Raw genomic sequence first — 26,063 nt, 5'->3', positions numbered from 1 at the left:
GGCGGAAAGGGGCACCCGTACGGGGGCACTGCGGCGATCCCGGCGGGACCGGTGGCCGGTCCGCCGTCGGGCGCACCGCTCCCACCTGCGGTTTCCCGGGGGGACGCAGGGCGCGGCGGGGGGGTTTGCGAAAGCCGCGGGTGTGGCGAAGCTCGCATCTGCGGAAAAGACGGGACCGCCCCCGCCGCGGATGCGGCGGGGGCGGTCCCGGTGATGCCGTGTACGGCGACGGATCGACGGATCAGTCGTCGTTCTTGCCCGACGGGGTCGTCTTGGCGATCTGCATCAGGAACTCGGCGTTCGACTTCGTCTGCTTCATCTTGTCGAGGAGCAGTTCGATGGCCTGCTGCGAGTCGAGCGCGTGCAGCACCCGGCGCAGCTTCCAGACGATGGCGAGCTCCTCGCTGTTGAGGAGGATCTCCTCCTTGCGGGTGCCCGACGGGTCGACGTCGACGGCCGGGAAGATGCGCTTGTCGGCGAGCTTCCGGTCGAGCTTGAGCTCCATGTTGCCGGTGCCCTTGAACTCCTCGAAGATCACCTCGTCCATGCGCGAGCCGGTGTCGACCAGCGCGGTGGCCAGGATGGTCAGCGAGCCGCCGTCCTCGATGTTGCGCGCGGCACCGAAGAAGCGCTTCGGCGGGTACAGCGCGGTCGAGTCGACACCACCGGACAGGATGCGGCCGGAGGCGGGCGCCGCGAGGTTGTACGCGCGGCCCAGACGGGTGATGGAGTCCAGCAGGACGACCACGTCGTGACCCAGCTCGACGAGGCGCTTGGCGCGCTCGATGGCCAGCTCGGCGACGGTGGTGTGGTCCTCGGCCGGGCGGTCGAAGGTCGAGGAGATGACCTCGCCCTTGACCGACCGCTGCATGTCGGTGACCTCTTCCGGACGCTCGTCGACCAGGACGACCATCAGGTGGCACTCGGGGTTGTTGGTGGTGATCGCGTTGGCGATCGCCTGCATGATCATGGTCTTGCCGGTCTTCGGCGGGGCCACGATCAGACCGCGCTGGCCCTTGCCGATCGGCGACACGAGGTCGATGATGCGGGTGGTCAGCACGCCCGGGTCGGTCTCCAGACGGAGCCGGTCCTGCGGGTACAGGGGCGTCAGCTTCTGGAACTCCGGTCGGCCGCGGCCGGATTCGGGCGCCATGCCGTTCACCGAGTCCAGACGCACGAGGGCGTTGAACTTCTCGCGGCGCTCGCCGTCCTTGGGCTGGCGCACGGCACCGGTGGTGTGGTCGCCCTTGCGCAGACCCGCCTTGCGGACCTGGGCGAGGGAGACGTACACGTCGTTGGGGCCGGGCAGGTAGCCCGAGGTCCGGATGAACGCGTAGTTGTCGAGGATGTCCAGGATGCCCGCGACGGGGATCAGGACGTCGTCGTCGGCGACCTGCGGCTCGTTCGGCGCGAACTCGTCGCGGCCGCGACGGCCACGGCGGTCGCGGTAGCGGCCGCGACGGCCACGACGGCCGCCCTCGTCGTCGAAGTCGTCCTCGGGGCCGTTGCCCTGGGGGCCCTGACGGTCCTGGCGGCCCTGCTGCTGGCGGTCCTGGCGGTCCTGACGGCCGCCCTGCTGCTGGCGGTCCTGACGGTCGCCGCGGCCGCCGCCCTGACCACCCTGGCCGGCGCCCTGGCCGCCCTGACCCTGGCCGCCCTGACCCGGGCCGGCCTGGGCCTGACCCTGGGCGCCCTGGCCCTGGTCGTCGGCCTTGGCGCCGCGGTCACGGCGGTCTCGGCGGCCGCCCTCGCGCTCGGTACGGTCACCGCGGTCGCGGCGGTCGCGCCGGCCGCGGCCCTCGCCCTCCTGGGCGGGCGCGGAGACGGCGGTGGCGGCCTCGGCCTTGACCTCGGCCGGAGCGGTCGCGGTGGTGGTGGCGGTCTCGGTCTTCGCCTCGACCTGCACGGCGGCGGCGGGGGCCGCGGTCTCCGGGCTGCCGGAGGGGGCCGTGGCACGACGGCGGCGGCGCTCGCCGGCCGGGGCGTCGTCGGAGGCCGGCTGACCCGGGATCTCGATCTGCGCCTGCGCGGCAGGCTTCTCGGCGGGCGCCGTGGCGGCGGCCTCACCCGTACGGGCCTTGCTGGTGGCGCGGCGCTTCGGCTTGGCCTCGGCGGCGTCGGCGGCGGGAGCCGCGGCCTTGGGGGCGCTGCTTCCCGCCTGCGCCTCCTTGATGACCTCGATCAGCTGGCTCTTGCGCATCCGCGCGGTGCCCCTGATGCCGAGGCCCGACGCGACCTGCTGGAGCTCGGCCAGGACCATGCCCTCAAGGCCGGTGCCGGAGCGGCGACGCTTGGGGGCGGTGCCCGCGGCGGGGGCACTGGTGTCGACAGTGGTGTCGGCAGCGCCCATCAGATCGGTGGTGTCGCTCACGAAGGGTCCTTCCCTGGAGCGGACGTCGGCCTGTCTGGCTCGGCGACCGGTTGTGCTGTCCGACAACGGACCATGATCTGATGGGTCATGGACCGCGGCCGGGGCGGTGGTCCGCCGAAAGAGGAACGGCGGAGAGAAACGTGCGTGGGTGGTTCCGGCGAGAAGCCCCCGAGCTGGAAGCGTGGGAATGTCACGCCGATTCCGGAGCGTGCTCGAAACTGCTGGATGCGATCAAAGCAGTCGGGGAGGCTCCCGGAAGAAAGGTGGTCCCGGATGGGGACACTGAGCACCGAGCCATGGCGGCTTCGGCTGCGCACTTGAGACTAACACTACCGGATCCAACAGATATTCCCCCTCTCAATCACCGGCAATCGCGCCTACAGCGCGGGCGGCCTGCCCTGGCCGCCCGCCCCTGGCGGGTCTGCCCCTACGGCCTAGCCGCCCTGGGTTCCCAGCGGCAGGACGCTCGCGCCCGCGGCGTCGAGGGCGAGCCGGTTCGCCGCCCACCCCTCGCCCGCGAGCTGCGCGACCTTGTCGGCCGCGCCGTTGTCGACCAGCGCGAGGACCGTGGGGCCCGCGCCGGAGATGACCGCGGGGATGCCGTCCGCCCGCAGCCGGTTGACGAGTGCCACGCTCTCGGGCATCGCCGGGGACCGGTACTCCTGGTGGAGCCGGTCTTCGGTGGCCGGCAGCAGCAACTCGGGACGCCTGGTCAGGGCTTCGACGAGCAGGGCCGCGCGACCCGCGTTGACGGCCGCGTCCACGTGCGGGACGTTGCGCGGCAGCAGGCCGCGCGCGGTCTCCGTCAGGACCGGCTTGGAGGGGACGAAGACCACCGGAACGATGGAATCGGCAGGCTCCATACGGATCGCCTTGGCGCTGCCGCCGTCCATCCAGGCGAGGGTGAATCCGCCGAGGAGACAGGCGGCGACGTTGTCGGGGTGGCCCTCGATCTCAGTGGCCAGTTCGAGCAGGGCCGCGTCGTCCAGCTTGGCCTCTCCGCCTATGGTCACGGCGCGGGCGGCGACGATGCCGGCGCAGATGGCGGCGGAGGAGGAGCCGAGGCCGCGGCCGTGCGGGATGCGGTTGGCGCAGACGACCTCGAGGCCGCGCGGCTGCCCGCCCAGCAGGTCGAAGGCGGTGCGCATGGAGCGTACGAGCAGGTGGCTCTCGTCCCGCGGGAGGGTGTCGGCGCCCTCGCCCGCGATGTCGATGTTCAGGCCGGAGTCGGCCACCCGGACGACGACGTCGTCGTAGAGCCCCAGGGCCAGGCCGAGGGCGTCGAAGCCCGGGCCGAGGTTGGCACTGCTGGCGGGAACGCGCACCCGTACGGCGGCGGCGCGGAACGCTGGACCGGCCATCGTCCGATGACACTCCTTGTGACTGTGCGAGACGAGATCTTCGCTGGCTCGCTGCGAATGTACTGGAGAACGTACGACACCCGAAGGCCCTCTGGGCAGCACCACGGTCATATGCGCGGTGGCGGATGTAAGTACAGCGTATCGAAGGAAGGTTCTCTCGCGACATAGGGCGCACAGGAGGCGCACGATGCGTGTCGGTGTCTTCCGGTGGATTCCGCTGAATGCCGCCGACTTTTGTGCCGTACGGCCTGAGTTGCCGGATTCCGGAGGCCTTCCGGAGGCGTTCCGGAATCCGGCAACTGGGGTACTGCGGTCAGACCAGGCCGAGGCGGACGGCCGCGGCTTCGGCGTCCACCGGGACGGTGACCGGCTGCGGGGCGCCGGCGACGGCCCAGTCGGGGTCCTTGAGGCCGTTTCCGGTCACGGTGCACACGATCGTCTGGCCGGGGTCGACCAGGCCCAGCTCGGCGGCCTTGAGCAGGCCGGCCACGGACGCCGCCGAGGCGGGCTCGACGAAGACGCCCTCCTGTGCGGCCAACAGGCGGTAGGCGGCCAGGATCTGGCGGTCCGTCACCTCGTCGATGAAGCCGCCCGACTCGTCGCGCGCGGCGAGCGCGTACTCCCAGGAGGCCGGGTTGCCGATGCGGATCGCGGTGGCGATGGTGTGCGGCTCCTTGACGACCTCGCCGCGCACGATGGGCGCGGAGCCGGAGGCCTGGAAACCCCACACGCGGGGCGTACGGGAGGCCAGGCCGTCGGCCTTGTACTCCTTGAAGCCCTTCCAGTACGCGGTGATGTTGCCGGCGTTGCCGACGGGCAGCACGTGGATGTCGGGGGCGTCACCGAGCGCGTCGACGATCTCGAACGCGGCCGTCTTCTGGCCCTCGATGCGCACCGGGTTCACGGAATTGACCAGCGCGACCGGGTAGTTGTCGGACAGCGCGCGGGCCAGGTCCAGGCAGTCGTCGAAGTTGCCGTCGACCTGGAGGATCTTGGCGCCGTGCACGAGCGCCTGGCCCATCTTGCCGAGCGCGATCTTGCCGCGGGGCACGAGGACGGCCGAGACCATCCCGGCGCGCACCGCGTACGCGGCGGCCGAGGCCGAGGTGTTGCCCGTGGAGGCGCAGATGACGGCCTTGGCGCCGTCCTCCTTGGCCTTGGTGATCGCCATGGTCATACCGCGGTCCTTGAAGGACCCGGTGGGGTTCGCGCCCTCGACCTTGAGGTGTACCTCGCAGCCGGTGCGCTCGGAGAGCACCTGCGCGGGGACGAGGGGAGTGCCGCCCTCGCGGAGCGTGACCACGGGAGTCGTGTCCGTCACCGGCAGGCGGTCCCGGTACTCCTCGATGATGCCGCGCCACTGGTGGGTGCGATTGCTGCTCATGGGTCCTTACTCCCCTTCAACACGCATGATGCTGGCGACACCGCGCACGGTGTCCAGCTTCCGCAGTGCCTCGACGGTCCCGGAGAGGGCGGCGTCGGGCGCGCGGTGGGTGACGACGACGAGGGAGGCCTCATTGCCGACCCCGTCCGGACGTCCTTGCTGTCGTACGGTATCGATGGAGACACCGTGCTCCGCGAACGTCGTCGCCACCTGGGCGAGGACGCCCGGCTTGTCGGCCACATCGAGGCTGATGTGGTACCGCGTGACGACGTCGCCCATGGGGCTGACCGGCAGCTGGGTGTAGGCCGACTCGCCGGGCCCCGTTGCCTCGGCGAGCTTGTTGCGGCAGACGGCGACGAGGTCGCCCAGGACCGCCGAGGCGGTCGGCGAACCGCCCGCGCCGGGCCCGTAGAACATGAGCCGCCCGGCGGCCTCCGCCTCGACGAAGACGGCGTTGTACGCCTCGCGGACGGAGGCGAGCGGGTGGGTCAGCGGGATCATCGCCGGGTGCACGCGGGCGGTGACGGACTCGCCGTCGGCGGCGCGCTCCAGGATCGCGAGGAGCTTGATGGTGCAGCCCATGCGCTTGGCGGAGGCGAAGTCGGCGGCGCTGACCTCGGTCATGCCCTCGCGGTAGACGTCGTCGAGGCGGACCCGGGTGTGGAAGGCGATGCCGGCCAGGATCGCGGCCTTGGCGGCGGCGTCGTAGCCCTCGACGTCGGCGGTGGGGTCGGCCTCGGCGTACCCGAGGGCGGTGGCCTCGTCGAGCGCCTCCTGGTACCCGGCGCCGGTGGAGTCCATCTTGTCGAGGATGAAGTTCGTCGTGCCGTTGACGATGCCCATCACCCGGTTGATCTTGTCCCCGGCGAGGGACTCGCGCATGGGGCGGACCAGCGGGATGGCGCCGGCGACGGCGGCCTCGTAGTACAGGTCCAGCCCGTGCTGCTCGGCCGCGGCGTGCAGGGCGGCGCCGTCCTGGGCGAGCAGCGCCTTGTTCGCCGAGACGACGGAGATGCCGTGCTCGAAGGCGGTGGTGATGAGGGTGCGGGCGGGCTCGATGCCGCCGATGACCTCGATCGCGATGTCGATGTCGCCGCGTTTGAGGAGGGCGGTCGCATCGGTGGTGACCAGGGCGGGGTCGATGCCCTCGCGCACCTTGGAAGGACGGCGCACGGCCACGCCGGCGAGCTCGACGGGCGCACCGATGCGGGCCGTGAGGTCGTCGGCGTGCGTCGTCATGATGCGCGCCACCTCTGAGCCGACCACTCCACAGCCCAGCAGCGCCACCTTCAGCGGACGCGTACGCATCATTCGACCTACGCCTTTCGATCTTCCATCACCACCCGGCGTGCGGTATTGCGCGCCGGGTCTCAACCAGTCTCACTCAATGGACAGCACTTTCCATCCTCGGTCCATTGAGTGAGACACCTATTTTGGGGGTATGGGGGCTTCTCCCTGAAATAACCGGATCATCCGAGGTCGAGGCGCAGGAGATCTTCCTCCGTCTCGCGCCGGACGATCACCCTGGCCTGTCCGTCGCGCACGGCGACGACGGGCGGGCGCAGGGCGTGGTTGTAGTTGCTGGCCATGGAGCGGCAGTACGCCCCGGTGGCGGGTACGGCGAGGAGGTCGCCCGGGGCCAGGTCGGCCGGCAGGAAGGCGTCCTTCACGACGATGTCACCGCTCTCGCAGTGCTTGCCGACGACGCGGACGAGCATGGGCTCGGCGTCGGAGACCCGGGAGACGAGGGTGACGGCGTACTCGGCGTCGTAGAGGGCGGTGCGGATGTTGTCGGACATGCCGCCGTCGACGGAGACGTACGTGCGCAGCCCCTCCAGCGGCTTGATCGTGCCGACCTCGTAGAGGGTGAAGGCGGTGGGGCCGACGATGGCGCGGCCGGGCTCGACGGAGATGCGGGGCGCGCGCAGGCCGGCGGACTCGCACTCGCGGGCGACGATCTCGTGCAGGGCCTTGGCGATCTCGTGCGGCTCGCGCGGGTCGTCGGAGGGGGTGTACGCGATGCCGAGCCCGCCGCCGAGGTCGATCTCGGGCAGCTCGACGCCGTGCTCGTCCCGTACGGCGGCCAGCAGCTGGACGACGCGCTTCGCGGAGACCTCGAAGCCGGCCATGTCGAAGATCTGCGAGCCGATGTGGGAGTGGACGCCGAGCAGGTCGAGGCTGTCGTGTCCGAGGGCGCGCCGTACCGCCTCGGCGGCGGAGCCGTCGGCGACGGCGATGCCGAACTTCTGGTCCTCGTGCGCGGTGGCGATGAACTCGTGCGTGTGGGCTTCGACGCCGACCGTCACGCGGATCTGGACGGGCTGGCGTACGCCCAGCTCGCGGGCGATGTGCGCGACGCGGGCGATCTCCTGGAAGGAGTCGAGCACGATCCGGCCGACGCCTGCGGTGACGGCCCGGGTGATCTCGGCCACGGACTTGTTGTTCCCGTGGAAGGCGATCCGCTCGGCGGGCATGCCGGCGGCGAGGGCGGTGGCCAGTTCGCCGCCGGAGCAGACGTCGAGGTTGAGCCCTTCTTCCCGCAGCCACTTCACGACGGCCTTGGAGAGGAAGGCCTTGCCCGCGTAGAACACGTCGGCGTCCGGCCCGAAGGCGTGCGCCCAGGCCCGGCAGCGGGCCCGGAAGTCCTCTTCGTCGAGGAAGTAGGCGGGCGTCCCGAACTCCTCGGCGAGGGCGGTGACGGCCACCCCGCCCACGGTCACTTCCCCGTCGTCGTTCCGGCGCACGGTCCGGGCCCAGACCTTCTCGTCGAGCGCGTTGAGGTCGGCGGGCGGCGGGGAGTAGTGCCCCTCGGGCAGGACGTCGGCGTGGCGGGGCCCGGCGGGGTGCGCGGAACGGCTCATCGGTATCTCTCTTCGCAGATCACAGGCAGTCAGGTGCGTCTATGCCGAGAAGGGCCAGGCCGCCGGCCAGCACCGTCCCGGCGGCTTCGGCAAGGGCCAGCCGGGCGCGGTGGGCGGCCGAGGGTTTCTCGTCCCCCTTGGGCAGGACGCAGTGCTGAAAATCGAGCAGCTCGTCGGCGGTGCGGACGAGGAACCGGACGACCTGCTCCGGCGCCCGCCGGTGCGCGGCGGCTTCCAGTACGAGGGGGTACTCGGCGAGCAGCCGCAGCAGTGCGGGGGCGCCGGCCGCGCCGGGGCCGTCGAACGCGGCGGGGTCGGCGGGGCCGGCGAACGCGGCGGGGTCGGCGTGGAAGCCGAGGCGGGCGGCGCCGCGGCCGAGGGCCTTCGCGCGGGCGTGGGCGTACCGCACGAGGAAGAACTCGCTGGACTCGTCCTGAACCAGGAGCGGGGCCCCGAACTGGGGGGTCTCGCGGGCCGGAACGGAGAGCACGGCCCAGGTGGCGGCGTCCCGCCCGTAGGTGGCGACCACGTCCCCGTCGCGGCGCGCGACGGGGGCGACGCCGGGCGGCGCGCCGCCGTCTTCCCGTCCCTGGCTGCGCAGGATGCGTACGACGGCCTCGTGGACGGCGCGCTGTCGGAACCCGGCGGTGGGGGCCCAGCAGAAGGGCTCGGCTTCGCCGGCGTCGTCCGCGTACCCGTAGCGCGGTCCGCGCGACAGCACTTCGCGGACGAGCCCGGCGGCGCTGCGGGCGGCGAGGGTGAAGTTCAGGAACCCGGCGCCGGTGATCTCGACGCGCTCGAGCCCGGGCTCCGCGGCCAGGCCTTCGGCGATCACCCTGGCGACCTCGGCGGGGGGCCGTCCGGCGGCCCGGGCGACCTGGAACGCGACGGGGGTGGCGTAATCGCCCACTCCCCCGGGCCGGGTCCGCTCGACGACGACCCGCTCGGGCACACCCGTCCCGGCGGGCAGCTCCCCGTCCTCGACGGCGCGGCGCACGGCGCGTGCGACGGTGCTGGAGAGGTCGGCGGGGGTCACGGGACCAGCCTAGGGGAGAAGCCCTCCCATCCCGCGAACGGTTTCGCCATGTGAACAGGCGACCGGCGTTACCCTCTGCCGCGCCCGGCGGGCGCGCCCTTCCGCTCGCGCCGGTCCTTGCGCTCGGCGAGCCGGCGTACGACCCGTACGAGCTCGGCGGGCTCGAAGGGCTTGGCGAGGAACGCATCCACCCCGGCCTCGATCCCGGACTCCACCTCGTGCTGCGTACAGGCGCTCACGATGGCGAGGGGCAGGTGCCGCGTCCGCGGATCGGCACGCAGCTGCGCGGCGGTCGCGAACCCGTCCAGCCGGGGCATAACCACATCAAGGGTGATCACATCGGGGCACACGCGATGCACGATGTCCAGGCACTCGGCACCATCGTTCGCGGTCACGACCTCGAAGCCCTCCAGCTCGAGATTGACCTTGATCAGCTGCCGGATGACCTTGTTGTCGTCGACAACAAGCACCCGGCCCGAGGCGCCTGGCACAACTCGAGAGTAGGTCCGCCTAAGCCCCCGCGTCCGGGTTTTTGCCACTTCCACCCCCTCCGAGCGACCCGCGTCCCCCGGGCCCGTAATCGGTTCCTGATCACCCCGCGGAAGCTGGTAGTGTTCAACCCGTCGCCGCAACGCGAACGACACGCCCCCGTAGCTCAGGGGATAGAGCAACGGCCTCCGGAGCCGTGTGCGCAGGTTCGAATCCTGCCGGGGGCACTCCAGCTAGGCAGTGTGCAAGTGTCGCTGACCAGCTGAAGTGCCAAAGAAGAAGCCCCGAACTCAGTCCCACTGAGTCCGGGGCTTTCTCGTTGGCTCCCGCTGTTCTCGCGTGAGTGGCGCATGGGTCTCGCACCCCCGTCCGGCGCATGATCCGTCACTCCGCAACACCTACCTGGCGGATCGGCAACGTCGGCTGCCACGCGGACGTTTCCGGGTCTTCATGCGGGCGTCGGTGCGGGATGACCAGACCTGGCCTGAGGCTGTCCGGATGTGTCTGCACGTGCCCGGCGGCAGGCTGGGGGGATGTCGGATCGGACTGAGATCTGGGACGTGGGGTCTGACAGGCGGAGCCTACGCGGCGTTGATTTGATCAAGCCATGTACGCAGCCACCGGCAGGGCGTCGAGGTGCTCCTCCGACAGCGTGATCCCGTACTCGTTGCGCACCCAGTTGGCGAACCGGTAGCGGGCGATCAGTCTCAGCTGCTCACGGTCTTGCTCCGTCACCTCGTCCCACAGCTCACGCGCGTGGGACATCGACACGACGCAAGGTTGGCCGGCGACCGTATCCGTCACGGCCAGGCGGACGAGGTCAGCACTCACGGGCGTCCCCTCCTTCGGGAGGCCTCCAGTGTGGCAGGTGGCGGGTAGTTGAACTCTCGATTGTCACGGTTTGGACATTGCCGCACCCGCGCGCACATATCTCCGTACGGTGACCGGATTCGCACTCACCGTGGGGGTCTCCATGTCTCAGCAATTCCCGCCGCCCGGCCAGCCACAGCCCGGGTACGGCTACCCGCCCCCGCCTCCGAAGAAGTCCAACACGGGGAAGATCGTCGGCTTCTCGTGTCTGGGCATCGTGGGGTTCGTCGTGCTCCTCGGAGTCGTCGGGGCGGCCCTCGGCGGTGAGAGCAGCGACAAGACCGCCAAGGAGTCCAGGCCGCCGGCCGCTGCAACGTCCGCGTCGGCGAAGGCGTCCGAGTCCAAGCCTCCCTCCGCCGAGCCGGAGAGGAAGGCCGCAGTCGAGGTTGTCGCCAAGAAGACGGAGTTCAAAAAGAGCATCATCGCGCAAGGTGACGACTACACGAGCGTGTCCGTCACCATCACGAACAACAGCAGCAAGCCGATCAACGTGAACCCGCTCTACTTTGCGGTCACCGACACGAACGGCACCAAGCACACGGCTGAACTCGGCGCCGACGAGAACCAGATCGCCACGGTGGAGTTGGCCCCGGGCGAGAACGTGACCGGTGCGATCACCGGCAAGGGTACGTTCACCGCGAAGACGGTGGCGTACACGGACGGTTTGATCGGCAAGGCGGTACGCGCCGACGTGTCCTGACCCCCGCAGACAGCAGCCGGACGGCGTCTACGCATTGATTTGGGACGAAGCGGTCCCCCACCAGGGGACCGCTGTCACAGACCTGTGTGCCCCGACGCGTTGAGATCGGACGTCACCACCGCCAGGTGATGCGAGGTCACCCACGCCCGCCGCTCCGTTCCACCGCCGGCTTTGGGCCGGCCGGTGTAACCCAGCGCGGCCGCCTGCGCTGCCTCCGCCAGGACGTCTCGCGAATCCGTGTACCGGACGACCGGGCACACATGGCCGCACCTCGGAGGCCGAGAGACTCGCTGAGACGGGCCATGGGGGCGGATGTATGAGCGAACCGCCGGCGTGACGTACTCGAGCACCGAGAACTCGCCATCCCAGATGGAGATGCAAATCAGCTGCAAGGCTGATTGTCGCTCTAGGGGGGTGCGAGTGGGGGTTGAGGGGGGTGTGGGATGGTCCGGCCGCTCATCGGTGTCGTTCGAGGAGGCAGGATGGTTACGGGGACCGGGCTTGTTGAGCGGGCCGGGGGGTTGCGCGCGTTGGGGCGGCGGCGGGCTGCCGATGCGGAGGAGCAGCGGCGGCTGACCCCCGATGTGGTGGCGCTGATGCTGGAGAGCGGGTTCGCCCGGCATTTCGTGCCCGTCGGGTTCGGTGGGGTGGAGGGCGGCTTCAGCGAGTTCGCCCGCGCCGTGGCCGTCGTCGCCGAGGGGTGTGCCGCTACTGCTTGGTGTGCTTCCGTCGCGGCCAGTCTGGCTCGGGTGGCCGCCTGCCTGCCGGAGGAGGGGCGGGCCGATGTCTGGGGCGGCGGGGCCGATGTCTTCGTCGTCGGGTCGCTCTCGCCCGTGGGCAAGGCCGTGCCGGCCCCGGGTGGGTGGCAGCTGTCCGGGAGCTGGGCCTACATCAGCGGCGTCGACTATGCGGATTGGGTGGTGCTGTGTGCCGCTCTGCCCGGCGCGGGCGGTGCGCGGTTGTTCGCGTTGCCCCGGGGTGCCTACGCCGTCAAGGACACCTGGACCGGGTCCGGGATGCGGGGCACCGGGAGCAACACGGTCATCGTCGATGACGTGTTCGTTCCCGAGTCGCGGAGCGTGGACCGGCAGCGGCTGTCCGACGGCCACACCGTGCCGGTCCAGGCCGTGAACGGGCTGTCGTGCGCGCCCGCCGCCCTCGGGGCCGCGCGCGGCGCGCTCGAGCTGTGGACCGGCGACACCGCGCAGCGGCTCGCGCGCGGCGGCGGCCGGGCGGGTGGTCCCGGGCCCTCCCTCAGTACGTACGAAGCCGTCCTGACCCGCAGCTCCGGTGAAATAGACGCCGCCATGCTGCTGCTGGAGCGGGCCGCGTCCGTCGCCGACCGGGGCGCCCGGATCAGCGAGGAGGAGATCGCCCGCAACGTGCGCGACTACGCGCTGTCCACCGAGCTTCTGGTGAACGCCGTCAACCGGATGTTCGCCGCCTCCGGCACCTCCGGGCAGAGCACCGGGAGTCCGCTGGAGCGGGCCTGGCGGGACGTCAATTCCATCGCCACGCACATCGCCCTGACCTTCGATCCGGCCGCCGTTCTCTTCTCGTCCCGCCCGTTCGCCTTGGAGGCAGCATGACCAACGTCCCCACCCGTCACCTGGGCGAACTGGCGGTCTCCGCTCAGGGCCTGGGCTGCATGGGCATGAGCCACGGCTACGGCGCCACCGACGACGCCGAGTCGGTCGCGACCCTGCACCGCGCCCTCGACCTCGGGGTGACCCTGCTGGACACCGCCGACTTCTACGGCAGCGGCCACAACGAGGAGCTGATCGGCCGGGCCGTCGCCGGGCGCCGCGACCAGGTCGTGCTGGCCACCAAGTTCGGCTTCGCCAACCGGCTCGGCGAGCCCACCCTCGTACGGGGCGACGCCGCGTACGTACGGCAGGCCTGCGAGGCGTCGCTGCGCCGGCTCGGTGTCGACCACATCGACCTCTTCTACCAGCACCGGGTCGATCCCCAGGTTCCGATCGAGGAGACCGTCGGCGCCATGGCGGAGCTGGTGCGGGCCGGGAAGGTACGCCACCTCGGCCTGTCCGAGGCCGGTGCGCAGACCATCCGGCGGGCGCACGCGGTGCACCCGATCGCCGCGCTGCAGAGCGAGTGGTCGCTGTGGTCCCGGGACCTGGAGGCGGAGATCCTCCCGGTGTGCCGCGAGCTCGGCGTCGGGGTGGTCCCGTACGCCCCGCTCGGGCGCGGGTTCCTGACCGGCCGGTACGGCTCGGTGGAGAAGCTGGCGGAGACCGACGTACGGCGCGGGCACCCGCGCTTCGCCGACGGCAACCGCGAGCGGAACCTGGCGATCGTCGCCGAGCTGGACGAGCTCGCCGCGGCGAAGGGGATCACGGCCGGCCAGCTCGCGCTCGCCTGGGTGCAGCACCGGGGCCAGGACGTGGTGCCGATCCCCGGCACGCGGCGCCGGCGCTACCTGGAGGAGAACCTCGCGGCCCTGTCCGTCGAGCTCTCCCCCGAGGACCTCGCCGCGATCGAGGCCGCGGCCCCGCCCGGCGAGATCGCGGGTACCCGTTACGACGCGACCGGTCTCACCTTCGTCAACGGCTGAGCCCACCGTGCGGGTTCCGCCCGTTCCCCCTCCGCCCGCCTGCTCCTCAGCAGGCGGGCGGACGCGTATGAGAACTTCATGTCCGCCCGTGCGCTCGTCACTGGTCGCCCGCTCAAGGCGGCTGCGATGCTGAGTCCATGGAATTCGGAGTTCTCGGACCGCTCGAAGCCCGTATGCACGGCATGTCCATCGCACCGACCGCCGGAAAACCGCGCCAGATCCTCGCGCTGCTCGCCATCCGCGCGGGACGTGTCGTACAAGTGGAAACGCTGATGGCCGAATTGTGGGGCGATGCAATTCCCCGCAGTGCCGCCACCACGCTCCAGACCTACATCCTCCAATTACGCCGGAAACTCACGCAGGCCGGCGTGCAGCAGCAATCCGGCCGGAGCGCCAAGGACGTACTGGCGACCTGTTACGGGGGTTACCGGCTCGCTCCCGAGGAGTTCTCCCTCGACCTGCTGACGTTCCAGCAGCTGGTGCGCGCCGGCGGCCGGACGATGGCCGAGAACGACCCCAGGACGGCCTCCGAGCAGCTCGGCCGCGCCCTGGACCTGTGGCGCGGGCCGGCCCTCACCGACGTCCCGGTCGGGGAGGTGCTCGGCACGGAGGTCATCGGCATGCAGGAGGAGCGCGACTGGGCGCTGGAGATGCGCCTCGAAGCCGACCTCAGCCTCGGCCGGCACGCGGAGATCATCGGCGAGCTCCGGATGCTCGTGAGCCGGCAGCCCCTGCACGAGACCCTGTCCGCCCAGCTGATGACCGCCCTGTACCGGGCCGGGCACCCCTGGCGTGCGCTCGACGCCTTCCAGGCGCTGCGCCACGCGCTCATCAGTGAGCTGGGGGTCGAACCGTCGCCGCGGATCCAGCGGCTGCACCAGGCCATCCTGGCCAACGACACCGGCCTGCAAGTCCCTTCCTCCACCCTGCATGCACTCTCCGCCTAGCCGTCGCCGCCCCCCACGCACAAGGCGATACGGCCGCGCCGTACGAACGACGAAGCTCCTGGCAGACACCGTGTCCGCCAGGAGCTTCGTCGTCGCGTCAGTACTGGACGGCCAGCCGGCGGTCCGGCTCCCAGCGGCCGAACTCGCCCTGCTGGTACAGGGCGGCCGCACCGGGGAAGGTCTCGCTCTCGTCGATCCGCCCGATGAGCAGCAGGTGGTCGCCGGCCTCCACCGTCTCCACGAGCGTGCAGCCCGCGTAGGCCACGGCGTCCTCGGTGAGTACGGGAACCCCCGCCAGCCCGCCGCGCCAGGCCACTCCGTCGAACTTGCGCACTGCCTTCCCGGCGAAGGTCCGGGCCGCGTCCCGGCCCCGGTGGGCCACGAAGTTCATCGCGAACGCCCCGGAGGCGAGGATCGCGGGCAGGGTCCTGGAGCCCTTGCCCACGCACAGCAGGAGCAGGGGCGGCGCCGCCGAGACGGCGGAGAACGCGTTGCACGTGAAGCCGGTCGGTTCGCCGCCCTCGCCGAGTGCGGTGACGATCGCGACAGGCGTCGGAAAGGAACCGAAAACCTTACGGAAGGTATCCGTGTCCAGCATGATGGCCACTCCGTCGAGTCAGTTACGGGACTTTCCCGCTGCATGCGCCGCACTATCGGGCAAGTGGCTTGAAACCGTCTGGACGGGAACTCGGCCGGAACACCAGCGTCCCTTGAGCGACCGAGCGACCGAGCGACCGAGCCAAGGATCCGCCGAGCCAAGGATCCGCCGAGCCGCCGAGCCGCTACGCGGGCTCGTCCACGGACGTCACCAGTCCGGCGGCCGCCAGATAGCCGACGATGTCCTCGGTCACCTGCGGCGGCAGCGGCAGCGCGGCCGAGACCGCGGTCAGCGTGGTCGGCCACGCGAGGGTCATCGCCACCCACGCCGCCTCCTGCCGGTGCAGGACGACGCGGTGGGGGGAACGCTCGGACTCCAGGACGCATCCGGTGCCGGACTCCGGCACGGTGAAGGCCACGTGCCGGGGCAGGCACACGCGCCGCTCACCGGCCGGCCGGATCAGGACGAACGAGGCCGCCGACGACAGCGGGACCACGGACAGCAGCGGCCCTTTCAGGTCGTCCACGCCGAGCGTGCGCACCACGAGGTGCGACAGCTTGCTGAGCGCCGGCAGGGTGAACGGGCACTGGTCCTCGGGCTCGCTCAGGGCATTGGCCAGCAGGACCGGACCGAGCTCCATCCTCCGCAGTACCTCGCGCACCGCCGGGCTGGGCCGGTCGAGCCGGTCCTGGCCCCAGCGGCTGGTGAGCAGGAGTACGTCCGCGCCGGCCCCCTGATCGACGATCACGTCCTCGGACAGCGACCAGAGATGGAAGGTCTGGACACCCCCGGTCGAATACCGCATGTTGCACCTCTCTTGCCGGGCGGAGGGTTTCACGAGTATGGCCGCGCGCCCGAGCCTCACGACAGGTCGTGCGCCATACGGCCACCATGAATTCCTCACGCCGCCCCCGAGGACCCCTCACGCGGGCCCGGGCGGGACATGTGGAAGCGTCGTGATCAGGAGCGGGCGGACGTCCGCGCCTCTCCCCCGCTCCGGCCGAAAGCAGCGGTCACCAGCATCGCGGCGAGCGCGAAGGCGCCGGCCACGGCCATCGCCAGGCGCGGGCCGTCGGAGTCGATGATCAGGCCGCCGATGAACGAGCCCACGCCGATGGCCCCGTTGAAGGCGGCGACGTACAGCGACGAGGCGGCCTCGCTCTCCTCGGGGACCAGCCGCATGACCCAGGTCTGCAGGGCGACCGGGAGCGCCGCGTAGAGCACGCCCCAGCACACCAGCATCGTGATGACGAGCGGGCCGCTCGCTCCGCCCGCGTACATCACGCCCATGACGACGGCCAGCAGTCCGGTGCAGCCGATGATGCTCGTCCGCAGGGCCCGGCCGACGACGGCGCCCGCCGCGAAGTTCCCGGCCAGTCCGGCCGCGCCGAAGACCAGCAGCAGCGCGCCGACGAGGGACGGCCGCACGCCGGTCACCTCCTGGAGGAAGGGGGCCACGTACGTGAAGGCGAGGAAGTGGCCGCTCATGATCAGCGCGGTGACGCCGACCGCGACGCGCAGCGCGCGGTGGCGCAGTACGTGCAGGAGCGCGGCCAGGCTGCCGGTGCCCTTGGCGGGCAGGGCGGGCATGAACAGCAGGCTCGCCGCCAGGACGAGGAAGCCGAGGAAGCCGACGCAGACGAAGGCCGCGTGCCAGCCGGCGGACTGGCCGACGGCGGTGCCGAGCGGGGTGCCCGCGACGGAGGCGAGGGAGATGCCGCCGAGGACCACCGAGGTCGCGCGGACGGCGTGCCGCTCGGGGACCAGCCGTACGGCGATCGACACGGCGATGGACCAGAACACCCCGTGCGCCAGGGCCACGATGAGGCGGGCGGTCAGGAGCAGCGCGTAGCCGGAGACGGCTGCGGCCATGAAGTTGCCGGCGACGTAGAGGACCATCAGGGCGACGAGCAGCCACTTGCGGTCCACGCGGCCGGTGAGTGCGGTCAGGGGTGCGGCGGTCACCGCGGCGAGTACCGCGAAGCCGGTGACGAGGAATCCCGCCGAGCCGAGGGAGACGTTCGTGCCCTCGGCGATGGACGGGAGCAGGCCGATGGGCAGGGTCTCTGTGGTGACGAACGAGAAGACGCCGAGGGCCAGTCCGACCACGGCCAGCCAGGACCGCCAGGGCGATCCCGGTGGCGCGGCCGCGGGGGTCGGGACTTCCGTCACCGGGGGCGTCGTGCTGCTCTGACTGGTCACGCTGGTGGACATGGTTGCTCCCGGGTCGAGGAATATGCGCGAAGCGAGAAATGGCGCCAGGTGACGCTCGGATTCGAAAAGGCGGAAAAGGTCCGCTGATGAATTTTCCCGCGCCCGCGCCTGCGGAGGAAGTGCCTCCGGCTCCTGGTGGTGGGACCAACCGGATAAGTGCGCCCCGGCAATTGGGCCGTATCTCGGGTAGCTTTCCTGGCGTCTTTCCCAGCATCCCTCTTCTGAAGGAGCAGCATCGTGTCGACGGACAGAATGCGTACCCGGGTGACCCGCCTCGACACGCTGACCGGGTTGCGCTTTCCCGCCGCCTTCGTGGTGTTCCTTTACCACGCGGCACTCCTGGGCTTCCTGGGCGTCCCCTGGCTGAGCAGCAGCTCGGCCGTCACGACGTACTACGACGCCGTGGCCCACGCCGGCGCCCTCGGCGTCACGTTCTTCTTCGTGCTCAGCGGCTTCGTACTGACCTGGTCGGCCCGGGACACCGACACCGCGCCGCGCTTCTGGCGGCGCCGCTTCCTCAAGATCGTCCCGAACTACGTGGTGGTCTGGGCGCTGGCCATGCTGGTGTTCGCGGCGCCCATCACGGACATGACGATCGGCCTGCTCAACCTCTTCATGGTCCAGGTCTGGTACCCGGACTTCGCGATCAACTTCGGGGTGAACCCGGCCGGTTGGTCGCTGGGCGTCGAGGCGGTCTTCTACCTCCTCTTCCCCGTCCTGCTCCACTGGATCAAGAAGATCCCGGCCCGCCGGCTGAACCTCTGGGTCGTGGGCGTGGTCGCCGGCATCATCGCGACGCCGCTGCTCTCCACGCTGCTGGTCCCGGCCGGGGCGATGATGCCCACCGAGCCCGACACCTCGATCAACCAGTACTTCTTCTCCTACATCCTGCCGCTGCCCCGGGTACTGGACTTCGCCCTCGGCATCCTCGTGGCGCGCTCCGTGATGGCGGGACGCTGGCGCAACATCGGCATGGTCTGGTCCGGCGTCCTGCTCGCCGCCGCTTTCGCCCTGGGCTACCTCGTTCCTCCCCTCTACGCGACGCGCGCGGTCTGCGTCGTCCCCGCCGCCCTCCTCATCGCGGCCGGCGCCATCGCGGACGACGAGGGCAGGTTCACGCTCTTCCGCAACCGCGCGATGGTCTGGCTCGGCGACATCTCGTTCGCCTTCTACCTGGTGCACTACACGGTGATGGTCGCGGTGTGGAAGCTGCTCGGCAGCCACTCGTACGCGAACGCGGCAGCCGTCGGGCTGATGGCGCTGGCCATGGGCGTCGCGATCCTGGTCTCGTGGGCGCTGTACACCCTGGTCGAACGGCCGATCACGCGGCGCTGGTCGAACCCGAAGAAGAAGCTCGTGGCGGCCACCCTCCCCGCCGCCGGGCCCCGGCCCCTCGCGGTCCGCGGAGCGGGCGAGAAGGTCGGATCCTCCCCCACCGCGTGACCGAAGGCCCGTGGGAAACGGGACGGCCCGCCCCTCCGGCTCCGGCCGGAGGGGCGGGCCGTCCCCGTCGTACGTCAGAGGCCGTACGTTCCGAGGCCCTACGTTCCGAGACCGGCCGCGGCGCGCAGGCCCGCGGCCGTGGAGGCGAGGCCGAAGAGGGCGCCGCCGGGATCCAGGGCGGCCGACTCCTCCAGCCCGCCGAGATGGACCGGTACGAAACCGGCGTCGTGCACCAGGGTCTCGGTGACCGCCCGGGCCGCGGGGTCGTCGGAGGCGGTGCCCATGCCCCAGAAGTGCCGCTGCCCGGTGCCGCGCGACCACAGCAGCTCGTCCGGGAAGTGGCAGAACGCGCGGGCGAGCGGGCTGTCGGGCAGCAGCCCGGCGGTCCGGCTCCCCCGGGTGACGCCCGGTCCGAGCACCGAGACGAACAGTCCCTCCTCCGAGAGGCCGATCGGGCTGGTGGCGTCGATGACGGTCTTTCCGGCCAGCGGGCCCGCCAGCCGCTCCAGGAGGCCGTCGAGGGCCGGGTGCGGGACGGACAGCAGGACGACCTCGCTCGCCTCGACCGCATCGGCGAACGTCGCGGCCCGCGCCCGCTCGCCCAGCGGTTCGGCGAAGGACGCGAGCCGGCCCGGGTCCCGGGAGCCGAACGTCACGCGGTGCCCGGCCGCCACCCAGTGCCGGCCGAGCGGGCGGCCGATGTTGCCCGCGCCCAGGATGGCGATGGTCAGGGGGGTCGTCATGGCCGCTGGTGCCGATCCGGTCATCTGGAAGTCCTCGCTCTCTCAAACGGACGTCGGCCGCCGGTCACGGTGACCGGCGGCCGACGAAGGGGGTTGGTTCGTTGGCTGATTCGATGGCTGGTTGGCTGGTTGGCTGGTTGGCTGGTCGGCTGGTCGGCTGGTTCAGTACGCGGTGATGTCGGGCCAGACCAGGGCCGTAGAGCCCCAGGTCACGCCGCCGCCGAAGGCGCTCATCAGCACGCGGTCGCCCGGTGTGACCTGACCCGCGGCGACGGCGTCGGAGAGGGCCAGCGGGATGGAGGCGGCCGAGGTGTTGCCGACCCGGTCGAGGTTGACGACCGTCCGCTCCCGCGCCATGCCGAGCTGGTCGGCCACGGCGTGCAGGATCCGTACGTTCGCCTGGTGGCCCACGAACCAGTCCACCGAATCCGCCGCCCAGCCGGCGCGGTCGAGCATGGCCTGGGAGGAGGCCGCCATCCGCGTCACGGCGTGCCGGAAGACCGACTTGCCCTGCATGGTGAAGTACGCGTCGGCGGGGTCCGGTTCGGGCCCGTCGGCCGCGGCCGCGGCCGAGCGCTGCCGTGAACCGCCGCCCGGGACGATGATCAGGTCCTTCAGCGAGCCGTCGCTGCCCAGGTCGTACCCCAGCAGCGCACCGGGCTCGGTGGGGTCGCCGGCCCGCAGCACCACCGCTCCGGCGCCGTCGCCGAAGATGACCGACGTCGTGCGGTCCTGCGGGTTGAGGATCGTCGAGTACGTCTCCGCGCCGATGACCAGGACGCGCTCCGCGATGCCGGCGGCGATGGCGCCCGCGGCGGAGGCGAGCCCGTAGACGAAGCCGCTGCACACCGCGGCCACGTCGTACGCGGGCACGCCCTCCAGGCCCAGCCGGGAGGCGACTTCGGGAGCCGTCGCCGGGCACGGGTGGTCCGGGGTGGTGGTGGCGAGCACCACCAGGTCGACGTCCCCGGAGCCGGCCGACTTCAGCGCCCGCTCGCCCGCCGCCACCGCGAGGTCGCCGGTGGCGGTGCCCGGGTCGGCCCAGTGCCGCTGGGTGATGCCCGTACGGGTGCGGATCCACTCGTCCGAGGTGTCCATGGTCCGGGACAGCTCCTCGTTGGTCACGACGCGGGGCGGGACGAACGTCCCGAGCCCGGTGAGGACCGCTGTCCGGCCGTGGCCCAACGCGTCAACGGCATCGAGGGCTTCAGTCGCATGAGTCAAGGGAGGCCTCCATAGTCGCCGGTGCGGGACGCCGCTGCCGGGCACGGTGGAACGGGCCGCTCTCCGCGCGGGGGCAGGCCACCCGACGATTCTGCGGCGGCGGCCGGAACCCATCCAGACCGTGCCGCCGGTGGTGGTGGGACCACCACCCTCGCCGCCGGCCCCCTTCGCCTACGACTGCGCCTACGCCTACGCCTACGACCAGGCCGACACGGGCCCGGCGGCGCCCGGCGGGAGGTACACCAGGAGGCGGGTGCCGACGGCTTCGTCCAGGTCCAGGGTGAAGAGCACGTAGGAGACGCGGCCCTCGTGGGGGTGGTCCACCTCCACGGTCGTCGGCACGAACTCCTCGACCTCGTGGCGCTCCCACAGCTCGGCGAACCGCGGGTCGCTCCCGGCCAGTTCTCCGGCGATCTCCTCGTACCGCGGATCGTCGGCCCCGTACGAGGACTGCAGGCGGAAGCGGGCCGTCATCCGGCGGGCCAGCTGCGGCCGGTTGAGGTAGCGCTCGCCGTGTGATCCGTTGAACAGGCTGGTCAGGAAGTTGTCGTTGCCGTCGCGGCCCAGGCGCAGCGCCTCCGCGGCCGGTTCGTTGGCCGCGAGGATCTCCCAGTACCGGTCGATGACGCAGGAGGGCCCCAACAGCTGGGTGTCCACCATCCGTTGGAAGAGTCCGGAGTCCGGGAGGTCCGGAGCCGACAGCGGCAGCGGGGGGTTGGCGTCCGCGAGCCGGTACAGGTGCACCCGCTCGCGTTCGCTGAAGCGCAGGGCCCGGCTGATCGCGTCGAGTATCCCGTCCGAGACCTTGATGGGGCGGCCCTGTTCCAGCCACGCGTACCACGACGCGCTCACCCCGGCCAGGACCGCGACCTCCTCACGGCGGAGCCCGACCCGGGCGCGCCGGGCGGCCGTCGCCAGTCCGACGTCCTCGGGGGAGAGTGCCGCCCGGCGGCTCCGCAGGAAGTGCGCCAGCTCGGTGCGCTTCTTCTTCGTACGGTCGTTGCTCTCGATGCGGTCGTTACGGTCGTTGCGGTCGGTCCCTAACGGCATGGCGTCCATACCGCCCGAAGGTAGGTCACACCCCCACGCGGTGTCAGCGGCGGGAATCACACGGTTCGTTTTTCGACCGCCCCGAGGATGTGCCCCAACTCGGCGAAGAACAGGTCCTTGTGCTCCCGGTTGAAGAAGTGGCCCCCGGGGAGGGTGCGGAACGAGAACGGCCCGCCCGCGTGCACGCGCCACGCCTCGGCGTCCGCCGCCGGCACCAGCGGATCACCGCTGCCCCGCAGGACGTGGACCGGGCAGGGCAGCGGCCGGTGGCCCGCCTCCGGATGCCGGTAGGTACCGCAAACCCGCAGGTCATCGCGGAGCCGTTGCACGACGGTCCGCATGCGGACGGGGTTCTCCCGCAGCAGCCGACCGGCTCCACCCAGGCCCAACAGCAGCTCTAGGGAGGCTCGATCCGATAGCCCTACGGTCAGGTCGGGCGCAGCCTGGACATGCGGCGCGCGGTGGGCCCCGGCCACGAAACAGGCGGGCGGGCGCCGTCCCGCGGCGATGTGCCGCTGTGCCACGCCGTAGGAGACCAGCGCTCCCATGCTGTGTCCGTAGAAGGCGTAGGGCTCGTCGAGGAAGGGGGTCAGCTGACTTGTCACCTCGCGTACGAGGTCGTCCATCGTGCTGACGGCACCGGGGACGCCGGCCGCGGGCGCCGACCTGGGGGGCATGGACACCGGCACCACCTCCACTCCGCGGCCCAGCCATTGCCCCCAGCCCGAGAAGGACCAGGCGCTGCCGCCCGCGTGATGGAAGCAGAACAGGCGCAGCCGGGTCGATTCGTTCTTCGCCGGGATGCTCTCCGCCGTACCCGCCGCCCTGGAAACCGGGATGTTCGCCGCTGTGTGGAACATGCCGCCAGTGTGGCGGGGGATTCCGGCGGGAGGGAGTGTCTGTCGAACGGGGTGGTGCCACCACCATCGGTGGGCCTGCCGGCCGGGCGCACCGCACCGAGGTTTTCTTCAGTCGGAAAGAGAAAGAGGTCGAGGAATGCAGACGACTGCATCCCCTCCGGTATCAGGACTTTTACGGCGGACGCGGCTGCGGCATTTCCTGCGGGCGCGCAGGGAGCAGATCACGCCGGAGGAAGTCGGTCTGGTGAACGTGGAGCGCAGACGTACGCCGGGGCTGCGGCGCGAGGAGGTCGCGGCTCTCGCCGGGGTCGGGGTGTCCTGGTACACCTGGCTCGAACAGGGCCGGGACATCAACGTGTCCGAAGGCATCGTGAACGCGGTCAGCAACGCGCTGCGGCTCGGGGACGTGGAGCGCACGTACTTCTACCGGCTGGCCGGCCACAATCCGCCGCAGCCGACGGCGGGCCGCCGGTGGGACAGCGAGTACGCGCGGATGAACGCGCTCGTCGAGGGGTGGTCGCGCAATCCGGCGTACATCACCGACCGGTACGGGCGGATCGAACTGGCCAGCCGTTCGGCCCGCTCCCTGTTCCGTATCGACGCCCGTGGCGACAACTGCGTGCTGAAGTTCTTCACCGAGCCGTCGACGCGCGAGAAGTACCCCGAGGCGGACGAGGTGGGGCGCGGTCTGGTCGCCCAGTTCCGGGCGCAGTCGGCCCGTTTCCCGGAGGACCGGGAATTCGGCCGGATCGCGGAACGGCTGAGCGAGCGCAGCCCGCGCTTCGCCACGCTGTGGGACTGTCACGAGGTGGTCGGCCCGAACCAGAGCCGGCGCAAGATCGTGCTCCCGCAGGCCGGGGTGCGGGTCTTCGACCGCGTGGTGATGAGCGTGCCGGAGAGCCCCGAGTCCTTGCTGACCCTGTATGTCGCCCGGCCCGGGGCGGAATCGGCCGCGCGTCCGCGCGAACTCGTCGGCTGCCATGCCGAGGCCGCCTGATTCCCATGCCGGTGGTGTTCGCACCACCATGATCAGGAGACACTTCCTCCGCCCGTTCCCGGATCCCATGATGAATCCGTGGGACGCGGACGGAATTCGATCCGCTGAATTCACCAGCTCCGATCCCGCAACGCGAAAGTCGGCGTTCCAAGTGATTCACGGAGGATTCTCATGGATGTTTCGATCGTCAGCCGGGTGGTCACGGTCCTGGGCGAGCTGGACGTGCCGACGGCGGATGTCACGCCGGACACCACGTTCGAGGCGATGGAGATCGACTCGCTGCTGCTGGAGGAACTGGCCCTGCGGTTGCAGAAGACGTTCGGCGTCGAGATCGAGATGGGTGAACTCGTCCCCGAGCAGACCGTCGCGGAGGCGGCCGCGGTGATCGCGGCCAAGGGCGTCACCGTCGCCTGACGCATTCCCCCCCACGCACCATCCCCCCACCACACATTTCCGCATTCACGTATGCACACCTTCACGCATCACGCATTCACGCATTCATCGAAAGGGCACACCCATGTCTTCCACCCTGCTCGTCCTCAATGAAGTCGCCGTGGCCCCCGGCCGGCTGGACCAGGTCCTCGCCGAGTGGAGCCGGCTGAACCAGAAGGAGCCGGTGGCCGGCCGCGCGCTGTACGTCAGCGTGGACGACGGCAACGTCCTGGAGATCACGCCGGTCAAGGAGCTCTCCGAGCTCGATGGTCTGAACACGGGCTGGAAGCAGCTCTGGGAGGCCGTGTCGGCCGACCTCGTGACGGACTTCCGGCGCCACCTCCTGGAGTTCGTCGAGGCGCCCAAGGACACCGCCGACCCGCTGCCGCAGACCCCGTACGTGCAGCTGCGCTACATCGAGGTCAAGCCCCGCGAGTACGCCGCCTACCGCGAGTGGCGCGAGAACACCATCTTCGACGTCGTCCGGCGCGCGGACGAGGTGAAGACGTTCCTGGCGTACCACTCGCTGATCAGCTCGCAGCCGGGCGTGATGTTCGTGTCCGGCTTCGAGGTCGAGCCGGCCGAGTACCAGGCGGTGTTCACGTCGCCGGAGTACCAGGAGATCGTCCGCCAGGCGGGCGACCGCTACATCGTGGGCGGCGAGGGCGGCCTCTACACCCGCGTCTACAAGCGCGCCGATGTCTGAGATCGGCACGACGAGCGGCACGACGGCCGGTACGACCACCGGTACGGCGACCCGTACGGCGACCCGCCCCCCGGCCCCGGCCGGGCTCGCGACCCCGAACCGCCGGGAGACGTACGAGCTCGCGCTCACGACCCAGGGTCCGCTGTACCCGCCGAGCGAGGTCATGGACGGCGACGGCAACTTCGTGGTGGTGGGCATGGTCAACCGGCCCACCGCCGCCGGCGGGGCCGCGCCCGAGTGGGGCGCGGCCGTGGTCTCACCGGCCAGCCCGGTTCCCGAGTTCGGCCGCCTCGCCCCGTACACGGTGGTGCGCGAACTGGACACCGACCCCGGCGGGGCGGACCGGGACCTCGTGCTCCACACCCTGCCGCTGCCCCTGCCGTGCAACAACTACCCCATGGTGTTCGCGCCGGAGCAGCTGCCGGACGCCGCCCGGGTCGAGCGGCCGAGCCACGCCTTCCACCAGGTGCCGATCCCGGACCTGCGGGCGGAGGACGGGCCCAAGGTCGTCGCGCCGGTGACCTTCGGCCGGTGGATGGAGGCGAGCGGCAGCCTGGAGGTCGCCGTCACCCCCGACGGCCGGTCCGGGACGTTCGACTTCGACTTCTCCCGTCTCGTACCGAACAGCGTCTACACGGTGATGTCGCTGCGCGCCCGCGACCTGGATCCGGCGGGCCCGACCCGGCCGGGACCGCTCGGAGTGCCGAACGTGTTCGTCACGGACGCGGAGGGCTCCGGCCGGTACCACGCCACGATGCCGGACCCGTTCCCGGACCCCGGGCTGCCCGGCGCCAACCGGATCATCAACGTCGTCGTGCTGTGGATGAGCTACCAGCGCAGCTACGGCGGCGCCATCGGGGAGTTCGGCCTCGGCGGGGACATCCACGCCCACCTCAAACTGCGCGGCCCGTCCTTCCAGGACCTGCGCACCACAGCCTGAGAGGTCCCATCCCATGCCCATCATCTCCGTCACCACCTGGGACGGCCAGGACGACGCCCAGTGCCGGGAGCTCATGGAAGAGCTGACCCGGACCGTCAGGAAGGTCACGGGAGCCCCCCTGGACAAGATCACGGTCTACGTCCAGGAGGTGCCGCGCAACCGCTGGACGGAGGGCGGCGCCCTGGGCAGCGACCCGGAGTTCCCGGTGCTGAGCCGGCGCCTGACCGAATGACGTGACCCCCTCCACCACCCGAACAGGAAAGGC

25 protein-coding genes and 1 tRNA gene are annotated in these 26,063 nt (G+C 71.1%); 11 read left to right on the top strand and 15 right to left on the bottom strand.

The features are described from left to right. Positions 1 to 241 precede the first annotated feature (241 nt). The 7 genes from rho to ADK52_RS10065 all read right to left on the bottom strand — a co-directional run bounded on the left by rho (position 242) and on the right by ADK52_RS10065 (position 9,552). Positions 242 to 2,371 (bottom strand): transcription termination factor Rho, encoded by a 2,130-nt coding sequence (gene rho, locus ADK52_RS10095; protein ID WP_053689421.1) that lies wholly within the window; start codon positions 2,369 to 2,371, stop codon positions 242 to 244. Between the two features lie 434 nt (positions 2,372 to 2,805). Beyond that, on the bottom strand, positions 2,806 to 3,732 hold the full coding sequence (gene thrB, locus ADK52_RS10090; RefSeq protein WP_030295292.1) for a homoserine kinase: 927 nt from the start codon (positions 3,730 to 3,732) through the stop codon (positions 2,806 to 2,808). A gap of 313 nt (positions 3,733 to 4,045) precedes the next feature. Beyond that, complete coding sequence (gene thrC, locus ADK52_RS10085) at positions 4,046 to 5,116, bottom strand: threonine synthase (RefSeq protein WP_053689420.1); 1,071 nt, start codon at positions 5,114 to 5,116, stop codon at positions 4,046 to 4,048. A 6-nt stretch (positions 5,117 to 5,122) separates the two neighbouring features. Continuing rightward, positions 5,123 to 6,427, bottom strand: coding sequence for a homoserine dehydrogenase (locus tag ADK52_RS10080; RefSeq protein ID WP_182508553.1), 1,305 nt, complete (start codon positions 6,425 to 6,427; stop codon positions 5,123 to 5,125). A gap of 158 nt (positions 6,428 to 6,585) precedes the next feature. Further along, positions 6,586 to 7,977, bottom strand: a complete 1,392-nt coding sequence (lysA, locus tag ADK52_RS10075) for a diaminopimelate decarboxylase (protein ID WP_053689419.1) — start codon at positions 7,975 to 7,977, stop codon at positions 6,586 to 6,588. A gap of 19 nt (positions 7,978 to 7,996) precedes the next feature. After that, positions 7,997 to 9,013: an ArgS-related anticodon-binding protein NrtL gene (nrtL, locus tag ADK52_RS10070; RefSeq protein WP_053689418.1), complete on the bottom strand. Its 1,017-nt coding sequence runs from the start codon at positions 9,011 to 9,013 to the stop codon at positions 7,997 to 7,999. 68 nt (positions 9,014 to 9,081) lie between these two features. Next, positions 9,082 to 9,552, bottom strand: a complete 471-nt coding sequence (locus ADK52_RS10065) for a response regulator (protein WP_234343624.1) — start codon at positions 9,550 to 9,552, stop codon at positions 9,082 to 9,084. 105 nt (positions 9,553 to 9,657) lie between these two features. Here ADK52_RS10065 and ADK52_RS10060 point away from each other — a divergent pair. After that, a tRNA-Arg gene (locus ADK52_RS10060) sits at positions 9,658 to 9,729 on the top strand. A 373-nt stretch (positions 9,730 to 10,102) separates the two neighbouring features. Here the strand turns inward: ADK52_RS10060 and ADK52_RS10055 are convergent. Continuing rightward, positions 10,103 to 10,333, bottom strand: coding sequence for a hypothetical protein (locus tag ADK52_RS10055; RefSeq protein WP_053689416.1), 231 nt, complete (start codon positions 10,331 to 10,333; stop codon positions 10,103 to 10,105). Between the two features lie 142 nt (positions 10,334 to 10,475). On the opposite strand from ADK52_RS10055, the gene ADK52_RS10050 reads away from it, so the two are divergent. The 4 genes from ADK52_RS10050 (at position 10,476) to ADK52_RS10035 (ending at position 14,591) form a co-directional block, all read left to right on the top strand. Then, positions 10,476 to 11,072: a DUF4352 domain-containing protein gene (locus tag ADK52_RS10050; protein ID WP_053689501.1), complete on the top strand. Its 597-nt coding sequence runs from the start codon at positions 10,476 to 10,478 to the stop codon at positions 11,070 to 11,072. Between the two features lie 482 nt (positions 11,073 to 11,554). Next, the gene (locus tag ADK52_RS10045) at positions 11,555 to 12,661 is read left to right on the top strand and encodes an acyl-CoA dehydrogenase family protein (protein WP_053689415.1); all 1,107 of its coding nucleotides are present in this window, start codon (positions 11,555 to 11,557) and stop codon (positions 12,659 to 12,661) included. Beyond that, positions 12,658 to 13,644: an aldo/keto reductase gene (locus tag ADK52_RS10040; protein ID WP_053689414.1), complete on the top strand. Its 987-nt coding sequence runs from the start codon at positions 12,658 to 12,660 to the stop codon at positions 13,642 to 13,644. The genes ADK52_RS10045 and ADK52_RS10040 overlap by 4 nt, the downstream gene beginning before the upstream one ends. Positions 13,645 to 13,781: 137 nt before the next feature. Further along, positions 13,782 to 14,591, top strand: a complete 810-nt coding sequence (locus ADK52_RS10035) for an AfsR/SARP family transcriptional regulator (RefSeq protein ID WP_053689413.1) — start codon at positions 13,782 to 13,784, stop codon at positions 14,589 to 14,591. A 97-nt stretch (positions 14,592 to 14,688) separates the two neighbouring features. On the opposite strand, the gene ADK52_RS10030 is transcribed toward ADK52_RS10035, so the two are convergent. The 3 genes from ADK52_RS10030 to ADK52_RS10020 form a co-directional block, all read right to left on the bottom strand. Next, positions 14,689 to 15,189: a flavin reductase family protein gene (locus tag ADK52_RS10030; RefSeq protein ID WP_119095249.1), complete on the bottom strand. Its 501-nt coding sequence runs from the start codon at positions 15,187 to 15,189 to the stop codon at positions 14,689 to 14,691. A gap of 184 nt (positions 15,190 to 15,373) precedes the next feature. Further along, entirely contained in the window at positions 15,374 to 15,994 is a 621-nt protein-coding gene (locus ADK52_RS10025; protein WP_053689411.1) for a hypothetical protein, read from the bottom strand. 155 nt (positions 15,995 to 16,149) lie between these two features. After that, on the bottom strand, positions 16,150 to 17,403 hold the full coding sequence (locus tag ADK52_RS10020; RefSeq protein WP_078988205.1) for an MFS transporter: 1,254 nt from the start codon (positions 17,401 to 17,403) through the stop codon (positions 16,150 to 16,152). A gap of 237 nt (positions 17,404 to 17,640) precedes the next feature. On the opposite strand from ADK52_RS10020, the gene ADK52_RS10015 reads away from it, so the two are divergent. Further along, positions 17,641 to 18,846, top strand: coding sequence for an acyltransferase family protein (locus ADK52_RS10015; RefSeq protein WP_063783808.1), 1,206 nt, complete (start codon positions 17,641 to 17,643; stop codon positions 18,844 to 18,846). Positions 18,847 to 18,944: 98 nt separating this feature from the next. Here the strand turns inward: ADK52_RS10015 and ADK52_RS10010 are convergent, their stop codons facing one another. The 4 genes from ADK52_RS10010 to ADK52_RS09995 all read right to left on the bottom strand — a co-directional run bounded on the left by ADK52_RS10010 (position 18,945) and on the right by ADK52_RS09995 (position 22,723). Continuing rightward, on the bottom strand, positions 18,945 to 19,589 hold the full coding sequence (locus ADK52_RS10010) for an NADPH-dependent F420 reductase (RefSeq protein WP_107090018.1): 645 nt from the start codon (positions 19,587 to 19,589) through the stop codon (positions 18,945 to 18,947). Positions 19,590 to 19,751: 162 nt separating this feature from the next. Then, on the bottom strand, positions 19,752 to 20,813 hold the full coding sequence (locus ADK52_RS10005) for a beta-ketoacyl-ACP synthase III (protein WP_234343622.1): 1,062 nt from the start codon (positions 20,811 to 20,813) through the stop codon (positions 19,752 to 19,754). Between the two features lie 195 nt (positions 20,814 to 21,008). Continuing rightward, a complete protein-coding gene (locus ADK52_RS10000) occupies positions 21,009 to 21,872 on the bottom strand; it encodes a helix-turn-helix transcriptional regulator (RefSeq protein WP_078988201.1) in 864 nt (287 codons plus the stop codon). A gap of 47 nt (positions 21,873 to 21,919) precedes the next feature. Beyond that, complete coding sequence (locus tag ADK52_RS09995; RefSeq protein WP_078988199.1) at positions 21,920 to 22,723, bottom strand: thioesterase II family protein; 804 nt, start codon at positions 22,721 to 22,723, stop codon at positions 21,920 to 21,922. Between the two features lie 136 nt (positions 22,724 to 22,859). On the opposite strand from ADK52_RS09995, the gene ADK52_RS09990 reads away from it, so the two are divergent. The 5 genes from ADK52_RS09990 to ADK52_RS09970 all read left to right on the top strand — a co-directional run bounded on the left by ADK52_RS09990 (position 22,860) and on the right by ADK52_RS09970 (position 26,030). Beyond that, entirely contained in the window at positions 22,860 to 23,720 is an 861-nt protein-coding gene (locus ADK52_RS09990) for a helix-turn-helix transcriptional regulator (protein ID WP_053689406.1), read from the top strand. Between the two features lie 171 nt (positions 23,721 to 23,891). Continuing rightward, positions 23,892 to 24,134 (top strand): acyl carrier protein, encoded by a 243-nt coding sequence (locus ADK52_RS09985; RefSeq protein ID WP_053689405.1) that lies wholly within the window; start codon positions 23,892 to 23,894, stop codon positions 24,132 to 24,134. A gap of 103 nt (positions 24,135 to 24,237) precedes the next feature. Further along, positions 24,238 to 24,858, top strand: coding sequence for a hypothetical protein (locus tag ADK52_RS09980; protein ID WP_053689404.1), 621 nt, complete (start codon positions 24,238 to 24,240; stop codon positions 24,856 to 24,858). Continuing rightward, positions 24,851 to 25,798 carry a hypothetical protein gene (locus ADK52_RS09975; RefSeq protein WP_234343620.1) on the top strand — a complete coding sequence of 316 codons (948 nt, stop codon included), beginning with the start codon at positions 24,851 to 24,853 and terminating at the stop codon, positions 25,796 to 25,798. Before ADK52_RS09980 ends, ADK52_RS09975 begins: the two co-directional genes overlap by 8 nt. 13 nt (positions 25,799 to 25,811) lie before the next feature. Then, entirely contained in the window at positions 25,812 to 26,030 is a 219-nt protein-coding gene (locus ADK52_RS09970) for a tautomerase family protein (protein ID WP_030857091.1), read from the top strand. Positions 26,031 to 26,063 lie beyond the last annotated feature (33 nt).

The organism is Streptomyces sp. WM6372 (genome assembly GCF_001279655.1).
Lineage (GTDB): Bacteria > Actinomycetota > Actinomycetes > Streptomycetales > Streptomycetaceae > Streptomyces.
The sequence above is the reverse complement of the archived record's forward strand: the minus strand, read 5'-3'. Positions and strand labels throughout refer to the sequence as shown.